The sequence below is a fragment of the Roseococcus sp. SDR genome, assembly GCF_019083995.1.
In the GTDB taxonomy this organism is placed as follows: domain Bacteria; phylum Pseudomonadota; class Alphaproteobacteria; order Acetobacterales; family Acetobacteraceae; genus Roseococcus.
Window position 1 is genome coordinate 193,423 of sequence record NZ_JAHRCU010000001.1, and the last position, 25,953, is coordinate 219,375.

The window sequence follows — 25,953 nt, forward strand, 5'->3', positions numbered from 1 at the left end:
CGGGCTTCTCCAGACCCCGGACGGTTGCATGCGGACGACCAGGCTTCAAGCGCAGGTTCAATGTTTAAGCGCGCGCCTAGTCCGAACGGATATTGGCCGCCCGCACCACCTCCTGGTAACGCGCCAACTCGGCCTGGAGCAGGGCGGTCATCTCCGCGGGCGTCTTGCGCCAGGGCGTCATGCCGATCTGGCCGAGGCGCTGGCGGAACTCGGGCTCGGCCTGCATCGCGTCCAGCGCCGCGGCGAGGCGGGCGATGATGGCGGCATCCGTCCGGGCGGGTGCGAAGATTCCCTGCCAGGCCAGCATTTCCAGCCCCTGGAAGGCCGGCAGGCTCGCCAGTGGCGGGAGTCCGTCGATCGCGGAGAGGGAGGAGTTGGCGAAGCCCTTGATGCGGCCCTCGCGCAGCAACGGCGCCGTGGTGGTGATGGTGAGCACCGCGAGGTCGAGGCGGCCGGCGATGAGGTCCGTCGGGATTTGCGCGGCGATGCGATAGGGCACGTGCTCCAGCTTCACGCCCGCGCCGCGTGCGATGATCTCGCCCCAGAGATGCAGCGAGGTGCCATTGCCGGAGGTGGCGAAGGTGAGGCCATCGGGGCGGGAGCGGGCCAGGGCCAGCAGGCTGGGAAGGTCATTGGCCGGCAGGTCCGGGCGGCCGACCAGCGTGAGCGGCAGGGAGGCCAGCATGCCGATCGGCGCGAAGTCGCGCAGCGGCTCGTAGCGCACCGCATTGGGCGTGACGAAGGGCGAGATGGTGAAGGGGCTCTCCACGCCGACCAGCAGCGTGTAGCCATCGGGGGCGGCGCGGGCCACGCGCTCGGTGCCGATGGTGCCGCCGGCACCCGGCGCGTTCTCGACGACGACGCTCTGGCCGAGGCGGCGGGAGAGTTCGGCGGCGGCCAGCCGCGCCACCGTGTCCACATTGCCGCCGGGCGCGAAGGGCACGATGAGCGTCACGGGGCGCGTCGGCCAGGATTGGGCCCCGGCTTCGCGCATGGTTGCCGGCGTGGCGAGGGGTGTGAGCAGCAGGGCGCGGCGGGGGATCATGCGATCACTCCTTCGGGGAAGGTCTCGGCGGCGAGGGCATCGAATTCCTGGGCGAAGGCGCCCTCCAGGTGGCGGCGTGCGGGTTCGGGCAGGAAGCTGCCGCGGATGCCGTTCAGCATGAAGCCGCGCAGATCACCGAGGCCGAAGCCGAAATCCTCCACCATCATCCGCCAGCAGCGCGTGGGCGTGACCTGATGCAGCGGCGGGTCGTCGGTATTGGGGTGGATCAGCAGCCCGGCCGCCGGCATGCGGGCGAGCGGGTGGCCGTCGGGCCAGTTCTCCAGCGTGCGGAGGTAGTAGGAATTGGTGGGCACCACGGTGAAGAGCAGGCCGCGCTCGGCGCAGCGTGCGGTGAGTGCGGCGTCCTCCAGGATGGTGTAGCCGTGGTCGATCCGGTCCACCTCCAGCAGGTCGATGGCGGTCGCGATGTTGCGCGGGTGGCAGCCGAATTCGCCGGCATGGGCCGTCAATTTGAACCCGGCCTGTTTCGCGATGCGCCAGGCGCGCCAGAAGAGCTCCGGCGGGCGGTCCGTCTCGCGGTAGTCGATGCCGAGGCCGATGATGGGATCGCGCCGGTGCGCTACCATCCATTCGGCCAGTTCGGTCGCGGCTTCGGGCGGGGCCTCGCGGTCAATGGCGGGGATCAGCAGGGCGGAGACGCCGAAATCCGCCGCCGCATCGGCGAAGCCGGCGAGGATGGCATCCGCGCCCTTGGCATAGGGAAACAGGTGGGCCGTGCCGGTCGGGTTCCAGAAGATCTCGGAATGGCGCACGCCATGCGCCGCCTGGTCCTGCAGATGTTCATAGGTGATGCGGTGCAGGTCGCGCGGATCGCGCAGGATGCGCTGTTCGAGGGCGCGCAGGATGTGCAGCACGCCCTTGGGCTTGGCGTCGCGGGCGTAGAGCGCCTCGACCTCGGCCGGGCCCATGCCGCAGCGGGCGGCCATCTCGGCGAAGGTGGATTGCCGCACCGCGCCCAGCAGATGGACATGCAGATCCACCTTGGGCATGGCGTGGCAGAAGGTTTCGAGCTTGTCCGTCATGGCAGCCATCCTGCCATGCCGGCGGGGAGATGACAGGCCCGGCCGCGCGTGCCACGAAGCGCCCATGCAGAAGCCCGCCAATCCCCGTTTCTCCTCTGGCCCCTGCGCCAAGCGCCCCGGATTTGCGCTGGAGGCGCTGGAAGCCGCGCTGCTCGGCCGCAGCCATCGCGCGGCCGACCCCAAGAAGCGCCTGGCCGAGGTGATCGAGCGCTCCAAGGCCATCCTCGGCATGCCGGCGGATTATCGCCTCGGCATCGTGCCGGCCTCGGACACGGGCGCCGTCGAGATGGCGCTGTGGAGCCTGCTCGGGCCGCGTGGCGTGGATGTGCTGGCCTGGGAGAGCTTTTCCGCCGAATGGGCGCATGACATTGAGGCCGAGCTGAAGCTCTCTGATGTGCGGCTGCTCAAGGCGCCCTATGGCCAGCTGCCGGACCTCTCGGCCGTGGACCCGGCGCGGGATTGCGTCTTCGTCTGGAACGGCACGACGAGCGGCGTGCGGCTGCCCAACGCCGATTGGATCCGCGACGACCGCGAGGGGCTGACCATCTGCGACGCGACCTCGGCCGCCTTCGCCATGGACCTGCCCTGGCCCAAGCTCGATGTCGTCACCTGGTCCTGGCAGAAGGTGCTGGGGGGCGAGGCGGCGCATGGGATGCTGGCCCTCTCGCCGCGCGCCGTGGCGCGGCTCGAATCGAACAAGCCCGCCTGGCCGCTGCCCAAGATCTTCCGCCTGACCAAGGGCGGAAAGCTGATCGAGGGCATCTTCAAGGGCGACACGATCAACACGCCCTCCATGCTCTGCGTGGAGGACGCGCTGGACGGGCTGCGCTGGGCCGAAAGCGTGGGGGGCTTGCGTGGGCTGATCGCGCGCGCCGAGGGCAACCTCGCCACCATCGCGGGCTGGGTCGCCGAGAGCGAATGGGCGCGCTTCCTGGCGGAGGAGCCGGCCACGCGCTCCTGCACCAGCGTCTGCCTGCGCATCGTGGCCCCTTGGTTCACCGCACTCGATGCGTCGGGCCAGGCGAAGGCGGCGGCGCGGCTCTCGGCGCTGCTGGAGGCCGAGGGCGTGGCGCTGGATGCGGCGAGCTATCGCGACGCGCCGCCGGGGTTGCGCATCTGGTGCGGGGCCACGGTGGAGCAGGCCGATGTGGCGGCGCTGCTCCCCTGGCTCGATCAGGCCTTCGCGCGCGTCGCCGCGGAATTCGCGGGCTGACGCCGGCCGCCCATGCGCCAGCCATGGCGCGCGGCCCAGGGCGAGGCGGGTTCGAGCGCGGCGGCATCCAACAGCGCCTCGCCCATCGCGCGGATGGTGGCGTGGCGGCGCGTCGTCACATGCTCGCCGATGTTGCGGATCAGGCGCTGCCAGCGCCGCGTGATGGGCGCGGCGGAGAGCAAATAGGCGCGGCGCGACTGTTCCTGCGTCATCTGGCGCCAGAGGGCCTCGGCATGCGCGGCATCGGCGCCCAGGGGCGGTGCATCCTCCGCGCGGCGCTTGCGGAAGACGATGGAGGTGTGGCTGAGGTTCTCGCCCGCGCGGGGCGTGAAGCCCGCCTGCCAGGCGGCGGCGATCAGCGTGGCCGGCGTGAAGTTCCAGATATGCGCGGCGTGGAAGGTGTTGGTCAGCTGCTTGCGCACACCTTCCAGGTTCGGCACCTCGATGAAGAGCAGCCCCTCCGGCGCCAGCGCCTCATGGATGCGGCGCATGGCGGCCCAGGGGTCGGTCAGGTGCTCCATGACGTGATTCATGGTGACGAGGTGCAGCGCCTCGCGCGGGAAATCCGCGCTGTCCCAGCCGCCCTGGCCGATCTCCACGCCATATTCGCGCCGGGCGAATTCGGCATAGCCCCAATTGGGCTCGAGGCCCGATGCGGTGAAGCCCGCCTCGCGCATCACGAAGGTGAATTCGCCGGAGGAGGCGCCGATGTCGAGCACGCGGGCATGGGCGGGCAGCAGGGGGGCGAGGCGGCGGGCGCGGGCCATGGCGCCGCGCAATGCGCGCAGCGCGTGCTTCCGCTTGGGCGCGAAGCCGCCCTTGTATTCCAGGCGGTAGCGCGTGGCGTAGAAGGCGCTGACCTCGGCCTCCGCCGGGATCTCGGCGTGGCTGACCAGGCCGCAGCCGGTGCAGAGAGCGGTCTCGAGCGGCGCGCCGCCGCGGCCGCGATCGGCCACCAGGCGGCGCGTGGCGGTGCCGCAGAGGCGGCAGGGTTGGGCGGGGAACTCGTGGCCGAGGGGCATGCGCGTCTCCATGGTTCGGCGGGCGCAATATTCCGGCTCCGCCCCGGCGGGCTGACGCGGCCTGTCAGCGCGATGTCAGGAAATCCGGGCTAGAGGGGACGCATGCGGGTGCTGGTGGTGGAGGATGAGGCGGGCATCGCGCGGGACGTCCTGCGCGCGCTGGCGCATGCCGGCTTCGCGGCCGAGCATGTGGCCGACGGCGCCGCCGCCTGGGAGCGCGGCGGGACCGAGCCTTTCGACGCCGCCATCCTCGACCTGAACCTGCCCGGCGTGGACGGGCTTTCGCTGCTGCGCCGCTGGCGGGCGGAGGGGGTGGGTTTTCCGATCCTCGTGCTCTCGGCCCGCGCCACCTGGGCGGTGCGGGTGGAGGCCATTGATGCGGGCGCCGATGACTACCTGGTGAAGCCCTTCGCCATGGAGGAATTGCTGGCGCGGCTGCGCGCCATCCTGCGCCGCCATGCGGGGCTTGCCGGCAATGTGCTGCAGGCGGGCGGCTTGGCACTCGACACGCGCGCGCGGCGGCTGACGCGGGATGGGCGGGCGGTGGAGCTGACGCCGCTCGAGTTCCGCCTCATCGCCTATCTCATGCACCATGCCGGCCGCGCCGTGCACCAGACCGAGCTGATGGAACATCTCTACGCCGACGAGGCGGACCGTGCGGACAATGCGGTGGAGGCGCTGGTCGCGCGGCTCCGGCGCAAGATCGGGGCGGCGACCATCCGCACGCGGCGCGGCCATGGCTATGTGATCGAGCCATGACACGCTCGCTGCGCGCGCGCTTCGCCTGGGCGGGCCTCGCCATGACGGCGATGGTCATGCTGGTGCTGGGCCTGGTGCTGCAGGGCCTCTTCGAGCGGCATGTGGAGCGCGAGGCGGAGGCGCAGCTGGAGGCGGATCTGCGCGTGCTGGGCCGCGTGGTGGCGAGTAGCGAGGGCGTCTGGACACGGCTGCCGCCGCTGCCCGACCCGCGCTTCCTGGAGCCCTATTCCGGGCTCTACTGGCAGGTGCGCGATGCGCGGACGGGCGAGACCTGGCGCTCGCCCTCGCTGGGCGGCTTCACGCTGGAGATGCAGGCCACGCCGCCGCGCCCGGGCGAGGTGCACCGGCTGATCCTGCGCGGGCCGGAAGGCGGCAAGATGATCGCGCTCGAGCGCCCGCTGGGCGAGGCGGTGGGGGCCGATCTGCGCGCGGTGGTGGCGGTGGACCGCAAGGTGCTGCGCGCGGCCAATCGCGCCTTCCTCTGGGAGTTCCTGCCGGTTCTGGGGCTGCTCGCGCTGGCCCTGCTGCTCGCCTCGCTGGTTCAGGGCGTCATCGCGCTGCGGCCGATCGCCGATGCGCGGCGGGCGCTCGCGGCGCTGCGGGCGGGCCAGCGCGAGCGGCTGAGCGGCGCGCTGCCGGCCGAGCTGGACGGGCTTGCGCAGGATTTCGACGCGCTGCTGGAGGGGCAGCGTCGCGCCTCGCGCATCGCGCGCGAGCGGGCGGCGGACCTCGCGCATGGGCTGCGCACGCCGCTCGCGCTGCTGGGCGCGCGGGCGCGGGAGCTGGAGGGGCGTGGCGAGGCGGAGGCGGCAAAGGAGCTGCACGACCTCGCGGCCGCGATGGAGGCACGGATCGCGCGCGAGTTGGCCCGCGCCCATATCCATGGGCCGGCGCGCCTCGGCGGGCGCGTGGTCCTGGCCCCGCTCGCGCGCCGCATCACCGAGGCGCTGGCGCGCTCGCCGGCCGGCGCGCGCCTCGCCTGGGAGGTGGCGGTGCCGGAGGCGCTGACGCTCCTGGGTGACGAGGGCGACCTGCTGGAGCTGCTGGGCTCGCTGCTCGACAATGCCGGGAAATGGGCGCGCGGCCGCGTGCGCGTCACGGCCGGGCCGGGCGCCGTGATCCGTGTGGAGGATGACGGGCCCGGCATCGCGCCGCAGGAGCGGCGGGCGGCGCTGACGCGGGGTGTCAGGCTCGATGCTTCGGTGAGCGGCACGGGCCTCGGCCTCGCCATCGCGCAGGACATCGTGGCGGCCTATGGCGGCACGCTGGAGCTGGACGCGAGCGAATGGGGCGGGCTTTGCGTGCGGATCACGCTGCCGGTTTCAGCCACGGCGGGCTAGAGCACGTTCCGATCAGCTTGAATCAAGCTGATCGGAAGGTCGTGCTCTAGAAACGTAACTGCTAGAGCAGCTTATGTCCGATCGAGTTGAACCGATTAGCGGTTCAACTTGATCGGACGCTGCTCTAGCCTGCCCCAAAAGGGGGAGGGGCGCATGATCTACACGCCGGAGCACGAGGCCTGGATGGAGAGCATCCGCCGCTTCGTGGCCGAAGAGATTGATCCGCATGTCGAAGCCTGGGAGGCGGCGGAGGCCTTCCCCTCGCGCGCGCTGTTCCGCAAGGCGGGCGCGCTGGGCCTTTTCGGCATCACCAAGCCCACGGCCTTCGGCGGCGCGGGGCTGGATTTCAGCTGGTCCGTCGCGGCGGGTGAGGCGCTGGGGACGATGCAGGCGCAGGGCGTGGGCATGGCGCTCTCGGTGCAGAGCGACATGGCGACACCGGCGCTCGCGGAATTCGGCAGCGATCAATTGCGGCGCGATTTCCTGGCGCCGGCCATCGCGGGCGAGCATGTGGTGGCGATCGGCGTCTCGGAGGCCGGGGCGGGCTCCGATGTGGCGAGCATCCGCACCCGGGCGCGGCGCGATGGCGAGGACTATGTCATCACCGGCGGCAAGATGTGGATCACCAACGGGATGGAGGCGGATTGGGTCTGCCTCCTGGCCAATACCTCGGACGGCGCGCCGCATCGCAACAAGAGCCTGATCGTGCTGCCCCTGCGCGAGAGCCCCGGCGGGCGAGACGTGAAGGGCGTCACGCGGCAGAAGATCCGCAAATTCGGCATGTGGTGCAGCGACACGGCGCAGCTGTTTCTCGATGAGGTGCGCGTGCCGGTGCGCCAGCGGATCGGCGAGGAGGGGCAGGGCTTCGCCTACCAGATGAAGCAGTTCCAGGAGGAGCGGCTGAACGCGGCCGCGCGGCGGCTCGCCATGGGGCAGCTCATCGCGCATGTGGCGGATTATCTGCGGCAGCGGCCGGCCTTCGGGAAGCCGTTGCTGGACAACCAGTACATCCAGTTCCGGCTGGCCGAGCTCAAGACCGAGATCGAGGCGCTGCGCGCACTCACCTATCGCGCGACGGAGCTTTATGTGGCGGGCCAGGATGTGACGGAGCTGGCCAGCATGGCGAAGCTCAAGGCCGGGCGGCTGTCGCGCGAGGTGGCGGATTGGTGCATGCAGTTCATGGGCGGCCAGGGCTATGCCTGGGAGAGCTGGGTGAGCCGCGCCTATCGCGACTACCGGCTGGGCTCGATCGGCGGCGGCGCGGATGAGGTGATGCTGCAGGTCATCGCGCGACGGATGGGGCTGGAGAAGAGGTAGTCAAGAAAATTGGCCTCCGGCGGCTGGGGCCTCAGGCCCCAGACCCCGCTACAATTCGACCACCACGTAGTCTTCTTCGATCAGCACCGGGAAGGTTTCGGCCTGCAGGGCCTCGCCCTTCTCGACGCAGGCGGGGAAGGCGCGGACCTTCATGCGGCGCGGGTCGAAGCGGGATTTCCCGGTGCGGATGTCGAACTCCCAGGCGTGCCAGGGGCAGCGGATGATCTCGCCGGCGCGGCCGTAGTGGTATTCGCCGGGGCAGGGGCTTTCGACGAGGCCCATGACAGGGCCGGCGGCGAGCGAGCCGCCCTGGTGCGGGCAGCGGTCCGAGAGCGCGAAGAACTCGCCCGCGAGGTTGAAGACCACGACGCGCTTGCCATGGGCCTCGACCAGGCGGCGTTCGCCAGGGGGAATTTCGGCGACGGGTGCGACGATGTGCTTCATCTCGATCCAAACTCCCTGACCACCTGGCCTGCGCTGTCGGGCGCTGGCCCAAAGAAGGGGTCTGGGGCCCCTCGGCCCCAGCCGCCGGAGGCCCTTCTTCTTCTAAAACCCATAGAGCTTCCGCGCATTCCCCCCATAGATCGCCGCCCGCTTGTCCTCCGGGATGAAGCTCGGGATCGCGGTGCGCGGGTCGTCGAAATCCCAGTGCGGATAGTCGCTGGCGTAGAGGATCTTCTCCCAGCCGATCCAGCTCATGCAGTCGAGCAGGTGTTCGGGCCGCGGCGGTTCCTCGATGGGCTGGGTGCTGACCCAGATCTGGTCGCGGATCTGCTGCGAGGGCAGGCGCTTCATGGCGGGAAGCTCGCTCTTCAGCATGGGCCAGTGCTTGTCGAGCCGCCAGGCGACGCTCGGCAGCCAGCCGAAGCCGCATTCGATGAGGATGATGCGCAGGCGGGGGAACCGCTCCAGCACGCCCTCGATGACGAGCGAGTTGACGAGGGATTGGCAGGAGGTGGCGTGCTCGCTCACTTCCTCGATGTAGAAGCTGGGCCAGCCGCCATTGGTCATCGCCCAGCCGCTATAGCCGAAGGCGTGGATGCCGATGGGGAGGTTGGCGTCCTGCGCGGCTTCGAAGATCGGCCAGTATTTCGGATTGCCGAGCGGGTGGGAGGTGCGGCTCATCAGCAGCACCTGGCAGAAGCGGGAATCGCCCGCGCGCTTGCGGATCTCGCGGGCGCTGGCTTCGGGGTCCTCATAGGGCACCACCACGCTGGCGCGCAGCCGCGCATCGCGCTCGACCCAGGTGGCGAGCTGCCACTCGTTCACGGCATGGGCCATGGCGACGGAGAAGGGGTTGTTCTGGTCGCCCTGGGCGGTCGGCTGCAGCGGGTTCAGCACGCCGATATCCACACCGTGGAAATCGAGCATCTGCTCCTGCATGAAAGCCAGATCGGAGGCGGGCGTGCCTTCGGCCGGCCAGGCGTCGCGCCGGCAGGCGAGCGGCTGCGACTTGAAATAGGGCGTGCCCTTCACGAAGCCGTGGCGCGGTCGGATGCCGAAGGTGTTCAGCCGCTCGCGCATCTCGGCCGAGAGCCAGGGCTCATAGTCGTTGATGGAGCGCGGGCGGGGGTGGATGTCCACATCCACGAGCCCCTGCGTGGCGGCAAGAGGTCGGCCGGGGGCGGCCTGCGGGCGGATCACGTTCATGGGGTCACCTCCAGGGCGAGCCGATCAAAGGTGGAAAGCGCGTTCTCCACGCAGATTTTCCGCGCGAGCGTAGCATCGATGCCGGGCGGCAGGCGGGGCGGGCCGTCGAATTGCCAATGCGGCCAGTCGCTGGACCAGAGCAGCATCTGGTCGCTGCCGAGGTGATCCATCACGCGCTGCACCGTCTCGGCATCCTCCGGCGCGTCGAAGGGCTGGATCGAGAGGCGCACATTCTCGCGCACCACGTCGAAGGGATTGCGGTCGAGCCAGGGGACCTCGAAGCGCACACCCTTCCAGCCCTTCACCAGGCGCCAGAGGAAGGCGGGCAGCCAGGAGACGCCGGATTCGAGCAGCACGACCTTGAGCGTCGGGAAGCGGACGAAGACGCCCTCGGTGATGAGGGAGGCCATGGTGCTCTGGAAGGCCTGCTGGTTCGCGGCATAGTCCTCGGCATACCAGGAGGGCCAGCCGAGCGAGGTGACCGGGTTGCGATAGGCGGTGCCGGCATGGATGGCGAGCGGCAGGTTGTGCTTCACCAAGGCTTCGAAGACCGGCCAGTTGTGCCGGCGGCCGAGCGGGGTTTCGCCCATCACCAGCACCATGGCCTGCACGAAGCGCGGATCGGGCGCGCAACGCTCGATCTCCGCCACCGCATGCTCGGCGTTGAACATGGGCAGCACGATGGAGCCGGCGAGGCGCGGATCGGCATCGAGCCATTCGGCGCGCGTCCAGTCGTTCAGCGCGGCCGTGAAGGCATGGCCCATATCCTCGTTGAAGACGAGCTGCACGCCGTAGAGGGGTGTGACGATGCCGCGCGAGACGCGCCAGGGGTCCAATACCTGTTCGCGCAGATGGCCGATGCGCGAGGCGGGCCATTCGCCTTGGGGCCGCCAATCGGCGCGCACCGTCTTGGGGGCTTTCGGCGGATAGGCCTGGGTGTCGAAGCCCTCCATGCCGCGCAGCGTGATCTGGTCGCGCCAGAGATCCGGCAGGTAGGGTGCCAGGGCCGAGAGCCCCGGCACCATGGGATGGAGATCGGCGTCGATCGCGCCGGCGGGCAGGTCCATGGCTTGTCCTCCGCCGGCGAGTCTCGCATGCGGCGTGCTCAGCGGCAAACCGTCCGGCCATCGTCGCGGCGCCAGCAATTGCGGCGCGGCGGCGGAGGCTGCGGGGTGGTGACGACGCCGACAGCGGCACCCGTCAGCGCCCCGGCCACCGCGCCGATCGCGGCCCCCTGGCCGCCGCCTGCCAGCGCGCCGATGGCCGCACCGCCGCCGGCGCCGATCAGCGCGCCGCCGGCGGCGCGCTGGCCCTGGCTATAGGGATTGGTGCAGCCCATCGTGCCGAAGGCCAGGGTCGCCAGCAGCAGGGTCATCGGGATCGCGCGTGCGCGCATGGGAACCTCCGTTTCTGATGCGGCAGGTGTCCCTCGCGAAGAAGGCGAAATGATGGAAGGGTTCTACAACTTGCAGATGTGGATCGTGCGGTCCTCGATCAGCGATTCATAGGCCGCGCGGGTGCGGGCGAGGCGCGGATTCTGCGTGTGCGCCTTGAAGGCCGCATCATCGGCATAGACCTCGTAGAGCATGACGCGGGAGAGGTCCGGCCCTTCCTTGGAACCTGGCTGCAGCACGTCGAAGCGCTCGCAGCCCGGCTCGTCGGAGAGGGTGCCCGCCGCATGGTCGCGGATGATGGCGTCGAAGGCGGCATGCGCGCCGGGCTTCAGCTTGAATTCGACGACGAGGGCGATCTTGGCCATGGGGTTCCTCCGGTTGTTTGCCGGTGGCCATTGCGCGGGGTTCGCGCGCGCGCGTCAATCGGGGCCGAGCCGGAGCAGGCGGGACGAACGCCCGTGGATCAGTGGCGCGAATTCCGCCTTGGTCGCCTCGTGGCGCGGCCGCGCCCAATGATCCTCGCGGGCCGCCTGGTCGCGGAAGACCTCGTAGAGCATCAGGCGTGACGGGTCGGGCCGGCCCTCGGCGTCCATCACCTCCAGCACGTCGAAGCGCTCGAGGCCCGGTTCGTCGGCGAGGCAGGCGGCGGCGTGGCGGCGCATCACCGCCAGCAGCGCGGCATGGCAGCCGGGGCGGACCTCGAACTCGACGATGAGGGCGATGCTGGACATGTGGAATGCGTCTCGCGCTGCGTGAGCAGGGATGGCATATCACGGCGCAACAGGAGGAACACATGTCCCATATCACGCGCCGGACCCTTGGCCTCGGCACCGCGCTGCTCGCCACCCCCGCCCTCGCGCAGGGCGGCTTTCCGCAGCGCAACGTCACCATCATCGTCCCCTTCGCGCCGGGCGGCAGCACCGATGTGCTGACGCGGCTGATGGCCGAGCGCATGACGCAGACACTGGGCCGCCCCGTGCAGGTGGAGAACCGGCCGGGCGGCAACACCATCGTGGGGGCGGAGGCCGCGGCGCGCGCCGCGCCCGATGGCCACACGCTGCTGATGGCGGCCGGCACGACGCTGACGGTGAACCCGATCATCCAGCGCAACCTCTCCTACCGGATCGAGGATTTCGCGCCGGTCACGCTCTGCTCCACCTTCCCCTTCGCGATCATCGCGCGGCATGACGGCCCGCGCGACATCCCCGCACTTGTCGCCGCCGCGCGCGCGCGGCCGGGCCGCATCACCTATGGCACGAACGGCCCCACCACCCTGACCAACGTGGCCATGCTCATGGTGCTGGAGCGCCTCGGCGTCACGATGCAGGACGTGACCTATCGCGGCGACGCGGCCCAGCTGAACGACTTCCTCGCCGGCAATCTCGACCTGCTGGTGGTCGCCGGCAGCACCGCCTTGCCGGTCTTCCGCAACAATCAGGGCCGCCTGCTGGGCTGGACCAGCGCGCAGCGCGTGCCCTCCACCCCCGATGTGCCGACCATCGCGGAATTCGCGCCGGGGCTCGAGGCGCTGAGCTGGTTCGGCCTGCTGGCGCCGGCCCGCACGCCGCCGGCCGCCATTGAAGCGCTGAACGCGGCCGCCGTGGCCGCGCTGGCCGACGAGCGAATCCGGGACCGGCTGACCAATGACGCGCAATTCGTGCAGGGCAGCACGCCCGCGGAGTTCGGGCGTTTTCTCGCTGCCCAGCTCGAGGCTTGGCGCCCGGTGCTGAGCCGCATGGAAGTGCCGCTGAACTGAGGCCGCCGGGCTGAACCGGCTCAGCCCGCCGCCTCTGCCGTGCTCTCCGCCGCCGCCAGGGTGAGGGTGAAACAGGCGCCCTCCGCCTCGTTGCGCGCCTCGATCCGGGCACCCAGCGTCTCGGCCAGCCCGGCGGCGACCGAGAGTCCGAGGCCGATGCCGCGGTCCGGCCCCTTGGTGGTCACGAAGGGCTCGAAGAGCCGGTCCATCACCTCGGGCGCGATGCCGCCGCCCGTATCGGCGACGCTAAGGCGCACCGCGCCCGCCATCCGCTCGGCGCGGAGGGTGAGGCGGCGTGGCGCGCCGGGCGGCAGGCCGGCCATGGCGTCACGTGCATTGCCGATCAATGTCACCAGGATGTGTTCCAGCACGGTGCGGTCACCGAGCACGACCGGCGGCTCCTGCCCCAGCTCCACGTGCAGTTCCACCTCCCGCAGCAGCCCGCTGGTCAGTGTGAGCGCACCGCTGACCGGCACATCGAGCCGGAGCGGCTGGATGCGCGGGTGGTGCTCCGCCTTGCTTGCGAAGCGCCTGAGGTCCTCGATGATGCGCGAGGCGCGCAGCGCCTGGTCCATGATGACGTCGAGGCCCCGCCGCGCCCCATCCTCCGCATCCTCGCAGAGGGCGGCCTGCGCATTCTCGGCGGTGAGCAGGATGGCGGTCAGCGGCTGCAACAGCTCATGCGCGAGGCCGGAGGACATCTCGCCGAGAGAGGCGAGGCGCGAGGAGGAGATGGCGCGCGCCTCGGCCTGGCGTTCGCGGTCGATGTTGAGGGTGTAGGTCAGCACCTCTGCGCCGCCGCCGGCGTCGCGGCCGAGGCGGATGGCGCCACGCCGCACCCAGCTCCAGCCGCCATCTGGCCGGCGCAGCCGCACCTCGTCGTGATGCGCGCCCTCGCGGAGGGTGCGCAGCAGCAGGCTCGGCAGGTCCGGCGCATCGGGGCCGAGCAGGTGCCGCACCTCATCGTCATGGCGCAGCCGCCCGGCCGGCCAGCCGGTGACGGCGGTGATGTCGCCCTCGCGGAAGAGCAGGACGGAACCGCCATCCGCCGCCACGCGCCGCAGCGTGACGACGACGGGCAGCGCGCCAAGGATGCGGGCGAGCTCGGCGCGGCCCTGTCGGAGCGCTGCCGCCTCCTGCCGGGCGGCGATGAGTGCGGCGCGGCGGGCGAACCAGGCGGCCAGGGCGAGGCCGATGGCGACCGCCGCGCTGCCCAGCAGCAGCCAGCGCAGGGCTGCCCAGGCGGTGGCCTCGATCTCCGCCTCCGGCTGCGCAACCACCACGGTCCAGCCGGGGGCGGCGGTCAGGCGTTCCATCGCATAGACGTTGGGTTGCTCCTGCCAGCCCGGGCCGGTGATCAGGAGGCGCTGCTGGCCCGCGACGGCGGGACCGACCCAGGCGGGGGCGGGCAGGCCGGTGCTGCGCCCCGTCGCGTCACGCGAATGGGCGATGATGCGCTGATCGCCGCCCGCAATGGCGGCGAAGCTCTCGCCGCGCAACATGAGGCGCAGCACCAGGGGCCGCAGCAGGACCGGCGGGAACTCGAAGCGCAGCAGGTGACGCACCTGGCCGTCGCGGCTCACGGGCAGGGAGATGGCGAGGCTGAGCGGGCGCCCTTCCTGCTCCAGCAGGTCCGAGACGACGGGCAGAGCCGGCTGGCGGGCGGCGAGGAGCGCGGCAGGGCCGGGAGGGTGGATCGTCAGGCGCCCGCCCAGCTCCTCGCCGATCTGGTGCAGGGCACGCAGGGTGACCGCGTCCGGCTCGCTCGGCAGCAGCAGGGGCGAGGCCGCGAGCGTCCTGAGGGCGGCTTCGAGCAGACCGAGCTCGGCATCCACGGCGGCCGCGAGCGCGCGGGCGGTGTCGGCGAGGCGCGCATGCTCGGCGCTGCGATAGGCGGAGAGACTGGTGCTGACCGCGGCGGCAAGGAAGGCAAAGAGGCCGAGCAGCAGGGCGAGGACGGCGCAGAGGCGATTGACCTCGATGCGCTTGTTGGCCTCCAGGGCTTCGATCGCGGGGGCCTCGATCGCGGGGGCTGCGATGATGGGGGCTGCGGGCGGCACGGGTCGCTTTCGGCTTGACCGGCCGGATGGTGCCGCGACGGGGCGTCTTCGCAAGCCGGAATGCGCCTCGTCCACAATTCTCCGTAAAGCCCGCGCCCTGAGCGGCCGGCTGGCGCCCGTGCCCGGCTGGAGCCGCTTCACCTGAAGCGGAGACGGCGACATGGCCCTGGCGCTGGGTCTTGCGCGTGTTCCAGGTCGCCCGGCGAAGCCGCCTCTCTTGCAGCGGCGTCAGGCAGCGCCCCGCCGCGCGACGGCACGCTCATGCGCGCGCATGATGGCGGCCTCCAGCTCGGCGAGGCGGAAGGGCTTCTGGACGAACTCCAGCCGGCCACCGGGCTGCCCGCCGGCCTGGGCCGTGCCGTCCAGGTCGCGCGGCATGGCATGGCCCGAGATCAGCACCACCTCCAGCGCGTCGGCGTCGCCGCGGCCGGCCAGCATGCGCAGGGCGAGATCGAGGCCGTTTTCCCCCGGCATGCGGATGTCGGTCACCAGCACCGCGATCTCGGGATGCGTGGCCAGCAGCGCCGTCGCCTCCTGGGCCGAACTCGCCTGCAGCACCGGGCTCCAGCGGCGCGCGAGGGCGCGGGCCATTTCCCGCAGGATGTGCGGCTCGTCTTCGACCAGCAGCAGGCTGACCGGATCCTTCGTCATGCGTCGGGCTCCGGCGCGGCCAAGGGGAAATCGAGAGTGAATTCGGCGCCGCTGGCACCATTGCGCACGCGGATGTCGCCGCCGAAGCCGCGCATCGCCGATTGGCAGATGGCGAGGCCGAGGCCCGTGCCCTTGTCGCTGCCCTTGGTGGTGAAGAAGGGCTCGAAGACGCGGCCGAGCAGTTCGGGCGGGATGCCGCCGCCGGAATCGGCAAAGCGGACGACAAGCCGCCCGTCCGTCGCCTCGACCGCCGCAGTGATCCAGATCTCCCGCCGGCTGTCGCGGGGCAGGCCAGCGAGGGCGTCGCGTGCGTTGAGGAAGAGGTTGACGAAGACCTGTTCGGCGCCGACGGCATTGGCGCGGATGGGGGGCAGGCCGGCGGGGAGGCGGTTGTGCAGCGTGATGCCGGCATCGCGCAGCGCGCCCCGCACCAGCAGCATGGCGCCCTGGACCACCGTCTCGAGGCGCACATCGGCGAGGGATTGCCGCTCGTCGGGGCTGCTGAAGAGGCGCAGATGCTGCACCACCTCCTTGCAGCGCGCGGCCTGCTGGGCGACGAGGTCGAGTGTCTCTCGCGCGTCGGGGATGCCCGCCGGGCCGTCCTCGTCGAGGGCGGCGGCGGCGTTCTCGGCGGCCAGCGAGATGACGGCGAGCGGCTGGTTCAGCTCATGCGCCATGTTGGCGGCCAGCTCTCCCAGCATGTTCAGCCGGGCGCTGGCGGCCGCCCAGGCGGCGGTCTCGCGCTGCTCGGTCACGTCCAGCAGGTAGCCCACGATGTCAGGCCCGGCGCGCCGCGCTTCCTCGCGCAGCCAGCGCCAGCTGCCATCCGGCCGGTGCCAGCGATACTCCATCAGCGCCCGTCCCTCCTCCTGGAGGCGCCGCTGGAAATCGGCGCGCGCGGCGGGAGCGCTCGAGTCCATCCGGCGCTGCGCCTGGACCGGGTCGAGAAACACCTCGGGCGGCCAGCCGATCACGCGGCGCAGGTTGGGCGAGGCGAACTCCGCGCGGAAGCCGGCCTCGTCCAGGCGGCCCGCATAGATGGCGGCGGGTGCGGCCTCCAGCAGTTGCTCCAGCCGTGCCCAGGCTGAGGCGGTGGCGGCGCGCTCGGCCTGGGCATCGGCCAGCAGGCGCCGGGTGGCGCGCAGCCCGATGCCCCGCAGCAGCGCGATGATGCCGCCGGCCAGCAGCAGGAGGATGAGCGCGAAGGACCACCAGGCCCCTTGGCGCAGGGCCACGAAGGATTGCGAGACGACGCCCCAGTCCTCGGCCGCGGCCACCAGGAGTTCGGCCTCCGGCACGGTGCGGAAACAGAACAGCAGCTCCCGTCCGTCCAGCGCGCTGGGTGCGCGGAAACTGCCGCGAGGGCTCTCACGCGCGGCACGGATGGCAGGATGGTCGGTCAGGGCCGGGCGTGCGAGCTGCGCCTCGGCATCGCGGTTGCGCGCGAGCAGGGCGCCATCCTGCAGCCGCATCAGTGCGGAGAGGGCACCCTCGGCGGTCGAGATCTCAGCCAGCCGCCGGGACAGCAGAAGGGCGTCGAGCGAGACGATGGAGACCCCGCCGAACCGCCCTTCGGTGTCGCGCAGCGGGTAGGTGAGCTGCAGGCTCCAGCGGCCCGAGATGCGACCGACCAGCGGCTCGCTGACGTAGAGCTGCGGCGCGCGGCCCGCATGCACACGGACATGCTGGCGGTCGCCGAGGAACAGCGGGGCCCAGCCGGGCACGCTGGAGAAGACGAGGCTGCCCGAGGCATCGGTTGCGGCGATCTGCAGGATGCCGGCGGAGGGTTCCTCCAGCGGCATGTTGGTCAGGTGATCGCTGATCGCGCGCGCGGCTTGCGCCTCGCCACGGCCCTCGAGGTCGCGCTGCAGCTGCTGCAGGGCATGGACGCGCTGCACAGCCTCCAGCGTGCGCAGCAGCGTCTGGTTCAAGGCATCCACGGTGGAGAGGCACCGGGCTGTCACCTCGCGCGACAATTGCCCCGCCTCATGCCGCAGGAAGATGATGATGGCGGCTGAGCCGGCGGCGAGGATGATGAGCCAGAGGCCGGCGGCGGCGATCCAGGTCGTCCGTCCGGTCAGACGTGGCGCCGACAATGGCTCAGCCGTGCCGGGGCTTCGCCGGCGGGCTGGCCGCCGTGTCGAAGCCCACGAAGACATAGCCCACGCCGCGCAGCGCATGGATGCGGCGCGGGCCGCCCTGCTCCGGCTCGATCTTGCCGCGCAGCTTGGCCACCAGCGTGTCGATCGCGCGGTCCTCGACGCGATAGGGGCGGCGCAGCACCCGGCGGTGGCATTCCTCCCGGCTGACCGGTTCGCCCTGGCGCTGATGGAGCAGGTGCAGCAGCTCGAACTCGGAGGAGGTGAGCCGCACGATCTGGCCCTGCGGATCGCGCAGCGTGCGCTCGCTGGGCGAGAATTCCCAGCGGGCGGCAGGCGGTGGCGGGGGCAGGGCGGCGCCCCGGCGCAGGGCGATGCGGATGCGGGCCAGGATCTCGCGCGGGGGGGCGGATTTCACGATGTAGTCGTCCGCGCCGCCCTCAAGGCCCGCGATACGCATGGCCTCGTCCTCGCTGCCCGTGAGCATGATGCAGGGCACGTCCGAACCGGCGCGAAGCCGGTGGAGCACCTCCATGCCGGTGGCGCCCGGCATCATCTGGTCGAGGATGACGAGATCCGGCGCGGCCTCGGGGAGGGCCTCGAGAAAGGCTTCGCCGCCATCATACGCCACGGCCACGAAGCCCTCGCGGCTCAGGAGCCGTGCGAGCTGGGAGCCGAAGGCCGGGTCGTCATCCACAACGGCGATCTTGGCGGTCACGGTGTCCGGAGGAATCCAGGGAGGGGTGAAAACCGGTGGGGCTTGGCGCCGGGAACGGGCCGGCTGTCATGGTAAGGTCACCTGGAGCCCGCGTGAATACGCGCTGACAAGCTTGCCATAAGAAGAAAGTCCGCGACAACGCTGGGTTAGGACTTTCTGGGTTGGGAAATCGGTTTGAACAATTTCCATGACGAAAAAAATGGTGCGTGCTCAATCCAGAATTGTGCAGCATTATTGTTTTGTTGCCCTTAGTTTTTTTCCTGATCGATCTCGATTTTAATCACCTGCTTGACCTGAACTGAAGTTGAACGGGCCCGCTTGGCCGCAGGCGTGGCGCCAGCGGTGCGGTTGCGGGCTGGCGCGGCCCATGATGGCCGGCCCGGGGCCGGGCGGAAAGACCTGCCGTTCGTCGCGCGCTTTGGCGGTTATGCAAGGCTTGGCGCAGCATGTCAGGGCAGATGCCTGACGGTCCGGTCGTGAGATGCGTCCTGCTCGCGCCCGGAATTTCGTTGCAAAATGGCAATCATGCGCCGATCTTGTTCAGAAACCGTAAAGCTTCGCGTCGCGGATTGTGGATTTTTGTACCTCTGCTTGTGCCGACGCGGCGCACTGCGCAATTTCACTCAATGCTTGTCAGGGAATTATTGTCTGTGATGCAGCCGGCCGCCTTCCCGCTTCGGAGGAGCGCCGAGCCGGCTCCGCTCCGCGGCGCGCGGCGACGTTCCGTCCTCATCGAGGCCATATGCCGTGCTGTGCAGCGGCACTGCAGGGGAAATGAGACATGTCCGACATGATGGCCTCCGCCGGTCCCGGTGGCAGCGCCCGCCGTCAGCGCCTGGACCATGAACTTGACGTGGAGATCGGTCGTCGCCTCCGCGCCCGTCGCCGCGCACGCCGGCTGACGCTGCAGCAACTGGCCGATATCTCCGGTCTCACCGTCCAGCAGATCCAGCGCAGCGAATCGGGCGCTGCGCGCGTCACCGTCGTTGTCCTGCTGCGCCTGGCCGAGGCCTTGCAGACGCCGCCCCTCGCCTTGCTGCCCGTCATCGCGCCCGAGAAGGCTCCTGAAGCGGAGACGGATGACCAGCAGCGCGCCACCGCCCATGACCTTGCCCTCGGCCTCGCGCAGTATCTCTGGAAGCAGGGGAGCACGCGCGACGGGTCGCGCTAGAGCACGTTCCGATCAGCTTGAATCAAGCTGATCGGAAGGTCGTGCTCTAGAAACGTAACTGCCAGAGCAGCTTATGTCCGATCGAGTTGAACCGACGAGCGGTTCAACTTGATCGGACGCTGCTCTAGGGTCCGATCGTTCTTGGTGGAATCAACGAAGGCGTGAACCGGCCTCTCAACACGGTCCGGAGCGTGATCACTCTGTGTCGGTCACGCTTTGGGCCGCGATCCGCCCTGATCGAGGCGTGGATATCGAGGCGTGGATATCGAGGCGTGGATCATGATGTCGCCCTCGCCGCGAGGATGATGCACCGTCTGGGCGGTTCCATCCCGGGCGATCATGCGCCGGACATCAGGGCGCGGGCGATGCGCCGCGCGCGGGCCGCAATCCCGGCCCGGCCTGGCCGATGGGCCCGGCGCCCGACGCCGGATTGTGCCGGTCAATGCAGGCGGGGCGTCTTCAGGTGCCGCGCGCGGTCCGTACTCGTGATGGCGAGGTCGAGCTGGCGGGCGCCGCGCGCCAGGGTGAGCCGCACCTCCGCCCCGGCGGGGCCGGCGGCGCGCACCGCGGTCCAGAGCGAGGCGAGGTCGTTCACCTTGCGGCCATCCACCGCCACGATGCGGTCGCGCGGCTTGACACCCGCCCGCTCGGCCGGGCCGCCCTTGGCGAGGGAGCCCACACCTACCTCCTCGTCATCCTCGGTGGCGTAGAGGCCGAGCCAGGGGCGTGCGGGGCGCCCGGAGGAGCCGGTGCGGCGCAGCGTCTCCAGGATCGGCAGCAATTCGCCGGTGGGGACGACCATGTTGAGGTCGAGCCGCTTTCCGCCGCGCTGCCCCTGCTGGAGGATGAGGGAGCCGATTCCGGCGAGGCGCCCCGTCGCGTCGAACAGGCCCGCACCACCCCAATGCGGATGGGCGGGGGCGGTGAAGATCGCGTTGTCCAGCAGGTATTCCCAATAGCCGGCGAAGGGCTGGCGGGCGGCGACGGTGCAGGCGAGCGCGTGGCTGAGGCCGCCGGCCGCCGCCAGCACGCCCTGCGCGCCATGGCGCATGGCCTCGGAATCGCCGATCTCGGCCACCTTCTGCCCGGGGATGCGGCCCAGCATCTGCACGAGGCCGAAGCCCGTCTCGAAATCCATGGCGAGCGGCGTGCCCTCGACCACGCGGCCTTCGTTGTTGGTGATCCAGATCGTCTCGGCCTCGGTGATCAGGTAGCCGATGGTGAGCACGAGGCCGCCCGCATCGATGACCACGCCCGAGCCTTCCCGCTCCACGCCGAGCGCGGCGGCGGAGGTGGCGTCGGGCGGCACGAAGGATTTGAGGGCGACGACGGTCGCGAGGCGCGATTCCAGGTCGAAGGCGAACTCGGTCGGGTCGGGCTGGAAGGCCTCGGGCACCTCCCAGTCATCGTCGTCATCATCGGGCATGAGGGGCGGTCCTGGTCATTCGCCCTTATATCAGGCCTCAGTCGAGGAGCGAATGCGCCATCTCGAAGCAGCGGGCGACGGTGGCGGCGCGGATGGCCGCGCGGTCGCCGGGGAAGATCCGGCTCTCGGCGATGATGGTGCCGCCGCGTCGCCCGGCCGCCATCCAGACGAGACCCACGGGCTTCAGCAGCGAGCCGCCGCCGGGCCCGGCGACGCCGGTGCAGGCCAGCGCCAGATCGGTCCCCGCGGCGCGCAGCGCGCCCTCCACCATGTGGCGCGCCACCTCTTCGCTGACGGCGCCGACACGCTCGATCAAGGCCGGGTCCACGCCCAGCATCCGGGACTTGGCAGCGTTGGAATAGGTGACGAAGCCGGCCTCGACGCTGGCCGAGGAGCCGGGGATGGCGGTCAGCGCGGCCGCGATCAGTCCGCCCGTGCAGCTTTCGGCGGTGGCGATGGTGAGGTTCCTCGCCTGAAGCGCGGTGAGGAGGGCGGCGGCGGCGTCCAGCGTGGTCTCGGGCAGCATCAGCGGATTCCGAATGGGGCGAGGAGGAGGATCACGAGGCCCGCCATGGCGCCCGCGATCACGTCATCGGCCATGACGCCGAAGGGACCCTTCCGGCGATCGGCCCAGCCGACGGGGCCGGGCTTGGTGATGTCGAAGAGGCGGAAGAGCGCGAAGGCGAGGACCACGCCGACCCAGCCGCTGGCGGCGGCCAGCGCCAGGGATTGCCCGGCCGCTTCATCCACCACGACCCAGCCCGGGTCGGCCGCGGCATCGGGCAGGCGGGTCAGCGCCCAATAGCCGAGCGCGGTGAACAGCAGGGCGGCGAGCAGCGCGACCCAGGGCGGCAGGAAAGCGAGCGGCAGGACGGCGGCCGAGCCCCATGTGCCCGGCGCCGGCTTCAGGAAGCCGATGCCACCCAGGGACGCGATGGCCCTCAGCGGGTCCGCCCTTACCGGGTCCGCCCTTACCGGGTCCATTGGGCCATGGGGTGGTCGAGCGATGCGGCGCGCGGATCCTTGGCGCGATAGACGGCGACGTTCTCGATCACGCGCTGCACATAGTTCCGCGTCTCGCCGAAGGGGATCATCTCCATCCAGTCCAGCATGCGGATGCTGCCCGAGCGGGGGTCGCCATAGGTGGCGAGCCACTCATCCACCCGCCCGCTGCCCGCATTGTAGCCGGCGAAGGCAAAGGGCATGACGCCGCCGAAGCGATCCAGCCGCTCCTGGATATAGGCGGAGCCGAGGCGGATATTGTGCGTGGGGTCGCTGGTCAGCCAGGCCGCCTGGTGCGGAATGTTGAGCCGCCGCGCGACGGATTGCGCGGTGGCGGGCAGGAGCTGCATGAGGCCCCGCGCATTGGCGCTGGAGACGGCCTCGCTCTCGAAATTGCTCTCCTGCCGGGTGATGGCGAAGACCACGGCAGGCTCGGCGCCGGTCGCGGGCGCGGGGTAGGGGGTGGGCCAGCCATCCTCGACCAGCATCGCGCCATGCGCACCGGCGCGGCGCGCGACCCAGACGGCCTGGTCGGGCCGGCCCAGTGCGGTGGCGAGGCGGGCGACGAGCAGGCGTTCGGCATTGCTGGGGGCGGTGTCCTCGAGGCGCAGCAGGAAGACACGGCCGCGCCGCGCCTCGCCCAGCTCGCCCAGCGCCAGCAGCAGGCGCGGCAGCTCGCGGTTCATGAAGGCGCGGGCCTCGGCCTCGGTCGGGCGGGGGATGGCGAGGTTGTTGATGCGGGCCGAGATCTGCGCGCCGTTCTCGCCGAGCGCGAGTGCCGCCATCTGGCCGTAGAAGGTCACGGGGAAGCCGGCGGCGCGCTCGAAATGGGCGCGGGCGCGGGCGGCATCCGGCTCGGCGCGGCCCTGCCAATAGGCGGCGCGGGCCTGGGTGATGGCGCTGCGGCTGCCCTCCGCCAGGCGCTGGAAATGCGGCATGGCGCGGGCGGGGTCATCCTGCAGGCGCAGCGCGATGAAGCCGGCGAGGAATTCGGCCTCCTGCCGCGGTTCGCCCGCCACGGTCTGGCCGTGCTGGGCGGCGACCTGATAGGCGAGCTGCGGCTGGCCGAGGCGCATCAGCTTGCGGGCGAGGATCTGGCGCTCGGTCCAGATGGCGCGCTGCGCTTCGGGCGGCAGGTTGGTCTGGGCGGCGGCGCCGGCGGCCCAGGCGGCGGCCGCGTCCGCATCGCGCTCGGCGCGGCGGAGCATGCGGGCGCGTTCCAGCGTGGCACCCGCATCACGCGCGGCGAGCTGCGCGTTGGGGTCGGCGCCCGAGGAGGTGGCGTAGGAGAGGCGCAGCTCGGCCAGGGCGCGGCGCTGGGCGTCGAGCAGGGGGACCACGCGCTGGGCCGCGCCGAAATCGCGGGCGAAGGAGTAGCGGTTGAAGCGGCGCCAATGCTCGTCCGGCGTCAGGAACTCGCCGGCGCGGGCGAGGAAGGCGGCCTCGGCCGTGGCATCGGGGCCGGTGTCCTCGCCCCAGGCGCGGCGGGCGGCGGCGCGGGCCTCGGCGGTGCGGCCGGTGTTGACGAGCGCGGTGACGTGGCGGGTCGCGCCCTCCAGCGTGCGGGCGGGGCGGCCGGTGAAGAAGCGCAACGCGAGTGCGTCATCGCCGTCAGTGGCCAGCAATTCCTCGGCGCGGCGGGAGAGGGCGTCCTGGTTCGGCCAGTCGCTGGCGCTCTCGATGAAGCCCACGATCTCGGCGGCGCTGCCGGCGCCGCCGCGCTGCGTCAGCCGCATCCAGGTGACCATCTTGGCGATCAGCGGATCGGCCTCGCGCGCGGCGGATTGCGCTTCGCCCCAGCGTTGCGCCCCTGCCGCGGCCAGCGCCTGGCGGCCGGCCTCGCGCGCGGGCTGCGCGAATGCGGGGTGGATGGCGAGGAGGAGGCCGAGGGCGGGAAGAAGGGAACGCATGGCTGCATCCTAGCGCGGGCGGGGCAGCGGGTCATCCGCGGCGGGTCGTCCGTGGTGGTTCCTCCCTGGGGCGTGCTTGTGGCGAAGGCCGGTCGCTCCTATTTTCAGCGGCTTCGATAAGGAAACACGCCATGTCCGCCACCCCGTTGCGCCTGCAGGGTCAGCTCACCGCCCTGATCACGCCCATGCGTCCCGATGGCGGCCTGGACGAGAAAGCCTTCGCCGATTTCGTGGAGTGGCAGATCGCCGAGGGCATCGATGGCCTCGTCCCCGTCGGCACCACGGGCGAATCCCCCACGCTCAGCCATGACGAGCACAAGCGCGTGGTGGAGATCTGCGTCGAGGTCGCGCGCGGGCGCGTGCCCGTCGTCGCCGGTGCGGGCAGCAACAGCACGGCGGAGGCGATCGATTTCGCGCAGCATGCGAAGAAGGCCGGCGCGGACGCCACGCTGGTGGTGACGCCCTACTACAACAAGCCCACGCAGGAGGGGATGTACCAGCACTTCATGGCCATCGCCGAGGCGGTGGACCTGCCGATGCTGATCTACAACATCCCCGGCCGCAGCGTGATCGACATGACGCCCGAGACGATGGGGCGGTTGGCCAGGCACAAGAACATCGTGGGCGTGAAGGACGCGACGGCGAACCTCGCGCGGCCGCTGCACCAGCGCGCGACCTGCGGGGCGGATTTCATCCAGCTCTCGGGCGAGGACCACACCATGCTGGCCTTCAACGCCTCGGGCGGGCATGGCTGCATCTCGGTCACCTCGAACATCGCGCCGCGTCTCTGCGCCGATCTGCAGCGCGCCTGGCGCGAGGGCCGCGTCTGCGAGGCGATGCAGATCCAGGACCGGCTGCTGCCGGTGCATGACGCGCTGTTCTGCGAGACCTCGCCGGGCCCGGTGAAATATGCGGCGAGCCTGCTGGGCAAGAGCAGCGCCTTCTGCCGCCTGCCGCTGGCGCCCATCGCCGAGAGCACGCGCGTGCGCGTGGAGGCGGCGATGCGGGGCGCTGGCCTGCTGAACTGATGGCTCAAGCGCCACGCAAGAAGCCCATCATCAGCACGGGCACGGCGGCGCAGAACCGCCGGGCCCGCTATGACTACAAGATCGGGCCGACCTATGAGGCCGGCCTCGTGCTCTACGGGCCGGAGGTGAAGAGCCTGCGCCTGGGCCGCGCCTCGATCAGCGAGGCCTGGGCGGGGGAGCGCGAGGGGGAGATGTTCCTCTTCGGCTGCCACATTCCTGAATACCAGGCCGGCAGCTTCATGGCGAAGTTCGACCCGGTGCGCCCGAAGAAGCTGCTGCTGCACCAGAAGCAGATCCGCGAACTCGTGGGTGCCATCACGCGCGAAGGTGCCACGCTCGTGCCGCTCGAGATCCTGTTCAACGAGAAGGGGCGCGCGAAGGTGCTGCTCGGCCTCGCGCAGGGCAAGAAGATGCATGACAAGCGCGCCGACATCGCCAAGCGCGACTGGCAGCGCGACAAGGCGCGGGTGATGCGCAACAAGGGGATGGATTGATGCACAGGCTCGCCGCGGCCGCGCTGCTGCTGCCGCTGCTGGGCGCCTGCGCCATCGCGGAATCCGACCTCAGCGCCGAGCAGGCGGGCGAGACGGTGATGCTGCCGGCCGAGCATGTGCCGGGCGGCCTCTACACGCGGCTTTGCGCGCCGCAGCCGGGCAGCCCGCCGGGGCGCCTCGTCCTGATCAACCATGGATCGCCGGGGGACCCCGCGATCCGCCCGGCGATGCGCCCCGCCTCCTGCCAGAGCGAGGCGGTGCGCTGGTTCACCGCGCGCGGGCATCTCGTGGCGCTGCCGATGCGGCGCGGCTATGGCCGCACGGGCGGCGCCTGGGCCGAGGGCTATGGCTCATGCGCTTCGCCCGACTACCTGCGCGCGGGGCGCGAGACGGCGCGGGACATCCTGGCCGCCACGCGCGCCATGCAGGCGCGGCCGGGCACGCCGGCGGGGCCCGCCATCATCGTCGGCCAATCGGCCGGCGGCTGGGGCGCACTGGCCCTGGCGGCGGGCGATCCGCCGGAGGTCTCGCGCATCGTGAACATGGCGGGCGGGCGCGGCGGACGGCAGAACGACCAGCCCAACAATGTTTGCCGGCCGGACAATCTGGTGCGCGCGGCGAGCAGCTTCGGCCTGACGGCGCGCATGCCCACGCTCTGGATCTACGCCGCCAATGACAGTTTCTTCGCGCCCGATCTGGCGCGCGACATGGCCCATGCCTGGCGGCTTGCGGGCGGGCCAGTGATGCTCAGCCAGAAGCCCGCCTTCGGCCAGGACGGGCATGGCCTGTTTTTCGGCCGGGGCGGCAGCGCGATCTGGGGGCCGGAGGTCGAGGCCTTCCTGCGGTAATTCCCGG

At 71.0% G+C, this 25,953-nt stretch carries 26 protein-coding genes; 9 read left to right on the forward strand and 17 right to left on the reverse strand.

All coding sequences use genetic code 11. The features are described 5' to 3' along the window. Positions 1-76: 76 nt before the first annotated feature. Together KTR66_RS00970 and KTR66_RS00975 are read right to left on the reverse strand one after the other, a co-directional pair. A complete protein-coding gene (locus KTR66_RS00970; protein ID WP_213609429.1) occupies positions 77-1,045 on the reverse strand; it encodes a tripartite tricarboxylate transporter substrate binding protein in 969 nt (322 codons plus the stop codon). Then, positions 1,042-2,088 (reverse strand): adenosine deaminase, encoded by a 1,047-nt coding sequence (locus KTR66_RS00975; RefSeq protein WP_213609431.1) that lies wholly within the window; start codon positions 2,086-2,088, stop codon positions 1,042-1,044. Before KTR66_RS00975 ends, KTR66_RS00970 begins: the two co-directional genes overlap by 4 nt. A 64-nt stretch (positions 2,089-2,152) precedes the next feature. Between KTR66_RS00975 and KTR66_RS00980 the strand changes: the two genes are divergently transcribed. Continuing rightward, positions 2,153-3,301 carry a phosphoserine transaminase gene (locus KTR66_RS00980; RefSeq protein WP_213609433.1) on the forward strand — a complete coding sequence of 383 codons (1,149 nt, stop codon included), beginning with the start codon at positions 2,153-2,155 and terminating at the stop codon, positions 3,299-3,301. Here KTR66_RS00980 and KTR66_RS00985 read toward each other — a convergent pair. Continuing rightward, on the reverse strand, positions 3,262-4,323 hold the full coding sequence (locus tag KTR66_RS00985; protein ID WP_213609435.1) for a bifunctional 2-polyprenyl-6-hydroxyphenol methylase/3-demethylubiquinol 3-O-methyltransferase UbiG: 1,062 nt from the start codon (positions 4,321-4,323) through the stop codon (positions 3,262-3,264). The genes KTR66_RS00980 and KTR66_RS00985 overlap by 40 nt on opposite strands. Positions 4,324-4,425: 102 nt before the next feature. On the opposite strand from KTR66_RS00985, the gene KTR66_RS00990 reads away from it, so the two are divergent. From KTR66_RS00990 to KTR66_RS01000, 3 genes are all read left to right on the forward strand, one after another. After that, positions 4,426-5,082 carry a response regulator transcription factor gene (locus KTR66_RS00990; protein ID WP_213609437.1) on the forward strand — a complete coding sequence of 219 codons (657 nt, stop codon included), beginning with the start codon at positions 4,426-4,428 and terminating at the stop codon, positions 5,080-5,082. Next, positions 5,079-6,422, forward strand: a complete 1,344-nt coding sequence (locus tag KTR66_RS00995) for a HAMP domain-containing sensor histidine kinase (RefSeq protein WP_213609439.1) — start codon at positions 5,079-5,081, stop codon at positions 6,420-6,422. The genes KTR66_RS00990 and KTR66_RS00995 overlap by 4 nt, the downstream gene beginning before the upstream one ends. 153 nt (positions 6,423-6,575) lie before the next feature. After that, entirely contained in the window at positions 6,576-7,739 is a 1,164-nt protein-coding gene (locus KTR66_RS01000) for an acyl-CoA dehydrogenase family protein (protein WP_213609441.1), read from the forward strand. A 48-nt stretch (positions 7,740-7,787) separates the two neighbouring features. On the opposite strand, the gene KTR66_RS01005 is transcribed toward KTR66_RS01000, so the two are convergent. The 6 genes from KTR66_RS01005 to KTR66_RS01030 form a co-directional block, all read right to left on the reverse strand. Beyond that, on the reverse strand, positions 7,788-8,183 hold the full coding sequence (locus tag KTR66_RS01005; protein ID WP_213609443.1) for a Rieske (2Fe-2S) protein: 396 nt from the start codon (positions 8,181-8,183) through the stop codon (positions 7,788-7,790). A gap of 102 nt (positions 8,184-8,285) precedes the next feature. Further along, positions 8,286-9,389, reverse strand: coding sequence for an amidohydrolase family protein (locus KTR66_RS01010; protein WP_213609445.1), 1,104 nt, complete (start codon positions 9,387-9,389; stop codon positions 8,286-8,288). Next, on the reverse strand, positions 9,386-10,456 hold the full coding sequence (locus KTR66_RS01015; RefSeq protein ID WP_213609447.1) for an amidohydrolase family protein: 1,071 nt from the start codon (positions 10,454-10,456) through the stop codon (positions 9,386-9,388). The genes KTR66_RS01010 and KTR66_RS01015 overlap by 4 nt, the downstream gene beginning before the upstream one ends. 38 nt (positions 10,457-10,494) lie before the next feature. Further along, a complete protein-coding gene (locus KTR66_RS01020) occupies positions 10,495-10,785 on the reverse strand; it encodes a YMGG-like glycine zipper-containing protein (RefSeq protein ID WP_213609449.1) in 291 nt (96 codons plus the stop codon). A 63-nt stretch (positions 10,786-10,848) separates the two neighbouring features. Beyond that, positions 10,849-11,148 (reverse strand): putative quinol monooxygenase, encoded by a 300-nt coding sequence (locus KTR66_RS01025; RefSeq protein WP_213609451.1) that lies wholly within the window; start codon positions 11,146-11,148, stop codon positions 10,849-10,851. A 54-nt stretch (positions 11,149-11,202) separates the two neighbouring features. Then, on the reverse strand, positions 11,203-11,514 hold the full coding sequence (locus tag KTR66_RS01030) for a putative quinol monooxygenase (protein ID WP_213609453.1): 312 nt from the start codon (positions 11,512-11,514) through the stop codon (positions 11,203-11,205). A gap of 62 nt (positions 11,515-11,576) precedes the next feature. Between KTR66_RS01030 and KTR66_RS01035 the strand changes: the two genes are divergently transcribed. After that, positions 11,577-12,539 carry a tripartite tricarboxylate transporter substrate binding protein gene (locus KTR66_RS01035; RefSeq protein ID WP_213609454.1) on the forward strand — a complete coding sequence of 321 codons (963 nt, stop codon included), beginning with the start codon at positions 11,577-11,579 and terminating at the stop codon, positions 12,537-12,539. Between the two features lie 20 nt (positions 12,540-12,559). Here the strand turns inward: KTR66_RS01035 and KTR66_RS25210 are convergent, their stop codons facing one another. The 4 genes from KTR66_RS25210 to KTR66_RS25215 form a co-directional block, all read right to left on the reverse strand. After that, positions 12,560-14,599 (reverse strand): ATP-binding protein, encoded by a 2,040-nt coding sequence (locus KTR66_RS25210; protein ID WP_213609456.1) that lies wholly within the window; start codon positions 14,597-14,599, stop codon positions 12,560-12,562. Positions 14,600-14,827: 228 nt separating this feature from the next. Continuing rightward, positions 14,828-15,250, reverse strand: coding sequence for a response regulator (locus KTR66_RS01045; protein ID WP_213609458.1), 423 nt, complete (start codon positions 15,248-15,250; stop codon positions 14,828-14,830). Further along, positions 15,247-17,346 (reverse strand): ATP-binding protein, encoded by a 2,100-nt coding sequence (locus tag KTR66_RS01050; RefSeq protein WP_213609460.1) that lies wholly within the window; start codon positions 17,344-17,346, stop codon positions 15,247-15,249. Before KTR66_RS01050 ends, KTR66_RS01045 begins: the two co-directional genes overlap by 4 nt. Before the next feature lie 4 nt (positions 17,347-17,350). After that, on the reverse strand, positions 17,351-18,067 hold the full coding sequence (locus KTR66_RS25215) for a response regulator transcription factor (RefSeq protein WP_213609462.1): 717 nt from the start codon (positions 18,065-18,067) through the stop codon (positions 17,351-17,353). Between the two features lie 781 nt (positions 18,068-18,848). Here KTR66_RS25215 and KTR66_RS01060 point away from each other — a divergent pair. Further along, positions 18,849-19,238: a helix-turn-helix domain-containing protein gene (locus KTR66_RS01060; protein WP_213609464.1), complete on the forward strand. Its 390-nt coding sequence runs from the start codon at positions 18,849-18,851 to the stop codon at positions 19,236-19,238. A gap of 439 nt (positions 19,239-19,677) precedes the next feature. Here KTR66_RS01060 and KTR66_RS01065 read toward each other — a convergent pair whose 3' ends face one another. The 4 genes from KTR66_RS01065 to KTR66_RS01080 are packed head-to-tail and all read right to left on the reverse strand — an operon-like array spanning position 19,678 to position 23,576. Further along, positions 19,678-20,664 carry a S1C family serine protease gene (locus KTR66_RS01065; protein ID WP_213609466.1) on the reverse strand — a complete coding sequence of 329 codons (987 nt, stop codon included), beginning with the start codon at positions 20,662-20,664 and terminating at the stop codon, positions 19,678-19,680. 37 nt (positions 20,665-20,701) lie between these two features. Further along, on the reverse strand, positions 20,702-21,190 hold the full coding sequence (locus tag KTR66_RS01070) for a CinA family protein (protein ID WP_213609468.1): 489 nt from the start codon (positions 21,188-21,190) through the stop codon (positions 20,702-20,704). Further along, positions 21,190-21,648: a phosphatidylglycerophosphatase A gene (locus tag KTR66_RS01075; protein WP_213609470.1), complete on the reverse strand. Its 459-nt coding sequence runs from the start codon at positions 21,646-21,648 to the stop codon at positions 21,190-21,192. Before KTR66_RS01075 ends, KTR66_RS01070 begins: the two co-directional genes overlap by 1 nt. Beyond that, on the reverse strand, positions 21,636-23,576 hold the full coding sequence (locus KTR66_RS01080; RefSeq protein ID WP_213609472.1) for a lytic transglycosylase domain-containing protein: 1,941 nt from the start codon (positions 23,574-23,576) through the stop codon (positions 21,636-21,638). The genes KTR66_RS01075 and KTR66_RS01080 overlap by 13 nt, the downstream gene beginning before the upstream one ends. Positions 23,577-23,707: 131 nt before the next feature. On the opposite strand from KTR66_RS01080, the gene dapA reads away from it, so the two are divergent. From dapA to KTR66_RS01095, 3 genes are read left to right on the forward strand one after another with little or no spacing between them, the layout of a single operon-like run. Next, on the forward strand, positions 23,708-24,604 hold the full coding sequence (dapA, locus tag KTR66_RS01085) for a 4-hydroxy-tetrahydrodipicolinate synthase (protein WP_213609474.1): 897 nt from the start codon (positions 23,708-23,710) through the stop codon (positions 24,602-24,604). Further along, complete coding sequence (gene smpB, locus KTR66_RS01090) at positions 24,604-25,098, forward strand: SsrA-binding protein SmpB (protein ID WP_213609476.1); 495 nt, start codon at positions 24,604-24,606, stop codon at positions 25,096-25,098. Before dapA ends, smpB begins: the two co-directional genes overlap by 1 nt. Beyond that, positions 25,098-25,946: a S9 family peptidase gene (locus tag KTR66_RS01095; RefSeq protein ID WP_213609478.1), complete on the forward strand. Its 849-nt coding sequence runs from the start codon at positions 25,098-25,100 to the stop codon at positions 25,944-25,946. Before smpB ends, KTR66_RS01095 begins: the two co-directional genes overlap by 1 nt. The last annotated feature ends 7 nt before the right edge of the window (positions 25,947-25,953 follow it).

Bases quoted from the DNA above. Each gene is read 5' to 3' on its own strand.
- smpB (WP_213609476.1), top strand. From the start codon at position 24,604: ATGGCTCAAGCGCCACGCAAGAAGCCCATCATCAGCACGGGCACGGCG.
- KTR66_RS01000 (WP_213609441.1), top strand. From the start codon at position 6,576: ATGATCTACACGCCGGAGCACGAGGCCTGGATGGAGAGCATCCGCCGC.
- dapA (WP_213609474.1), top strand. From the start codon at position 23,708: ATGTCCGCCACCCCGTTGCGCCTGCAGGGTCAGCTCACCGCCCTGATC.
- KTR66_RS01025 (WP_213609451.1), bottom strand. From the start codon at position 11,148: ATGGCCAAGATCGCCCTCGTCGTCGAATTCAAGCTGAAGCCCGGCGCG.
- KTR66_RS00975 (WP_213609431.1), bottom strand. From the start codon at position 2,088: ATGACGGACAAGCTCGAAACCTTCTGCCACGCCATGCCCAAGGTGGAT.
- KTR66_RS01070 (WP_213609468.1), bottom strand. From the start codon at position 21,190: ATGCTGCCCGAGACCACGCTGGACGCCGCCGCCGCCCTCCTCACCGCG.
- KTR66_RS01010 (WP_213609445.1), bottom strand. From the start codon at position 9,389: ATGAACGTGATCCGCCCGCAGGCCGCCCCCGGCCGACCTCTTGCCGCC.
- KTR66_RS01045 (WP_213609458.1), bottom strand. From the start codon at position 15,250: ATGACGAAGGATCCGGTCAGCCTGCTGCTGGTCGAAGACGAGCCGCAC.
- KTR66_RS00995 (WP_213609439.1), top strand. From the start codon at position 5,079: ATGACACGCTCGCTGCGCGCGCGCTTCGCCTGGGCGGGCCTCGCCATG.
- KTR66_RS00980 (WP_213609433.1), top strand. From the start codon at position 2,153: ATGCAGAAGCCCGCCAATCCCCGTTTCTCCTCTGGCCCCTGCGCCAAG.
- KTR66_RS00970 (WP_213609429.1), bottom strand. From the start codon at position 1,045: ATGATCCCCCGCCGCGCCCTGCTGCTCACACCCCTCGCCACGCCGGCA.
- KTR66_RS01005 (WP_213609443.1), bottom strand. From the start codon at position 8,183: ATGAAGCACATCGTCGCACCCGTCGCCGAAATTCCCCCTGGCGAACGC.
- KTR66_RS01020 (WP_213609449.1), bottom strand. From the start codon at position 10,785: ATGCGCGCACGCGCGATCCCGATGACCCTGCTGCTGGCGACCCTGGCC.
- KTR66_RS01080 (WP_213609472.1), bottom strand. From the start codon at position 23,576: ATGCGTTCCCTTCTTCCCGCCCTCGGCCTCCTCCTCGCCATCCACCCC.
- KTR66_RS01075 (WP_213609470.1), bottom strand. From the start codon at position 21,648: ATGGACCCGGTAAGGGCGGACCCGGTAAGGGCGGACCCGCTGAGGGCC.
- KTR66_RS01060 (WP_213609464.1), top strand. From the start codon at position 18,849: ATGTCCGACATGATGGCCTCCGCCGGTCCCGGTGGCAGCGCCCGCCGT.
- KTR66_RS01095 (WP_213609478.1), top strand. From the start codon at position 25,098: ATGCACAGGCTCGCCGCGGCCGCGCTGCTGCTGCCGCTGCTGGGCGCC.
- KTR66_RS01015 (WP_213609447.1), bottom strand. From the start codon at position 10,456: ATGGACCTGCCCGCCGGCGCGATCGACGCCGATCTCCATCCCATGGTG.
- KTR66_RS01065 (WP_213609466.1), bottom strand. From the start codon at position 20,664: ATGCCCGATGATGACGACGATGACTGGGAGGTGCCCGAGGCCTTCCAG.
- KTR66_RS01035 (WP_213609454.1), top strand. From the start codon at position 11,577: ATGTCCCATATCACGCGCCGGACCCTTGGCCTCGGCACCGCGCTGCTC.
- KTR66_RS01030 (WP_213609453.1), bottom strand. From the start codon at position 11,514: ATGTCCAGCATCGCCCTCATCGTCGAGTTCGAGGTCCGCCCCGGCTGC.
- KTR66_RS00985 (WP_213609435.1), bottom strand. From the start codon at position 4,323: ATGCCCCTCGGCCACGAGTTCCCCGCCCAACCCTGCCGCCTCTGCGGC.
- KTR66_RS00990 (WP_213609437.1), top strand. From the start codon at position 4,426: ATGCGGGTGCTGGTGGTGGAGGATGAGGCGGGCATCGCGCGGGACGTC.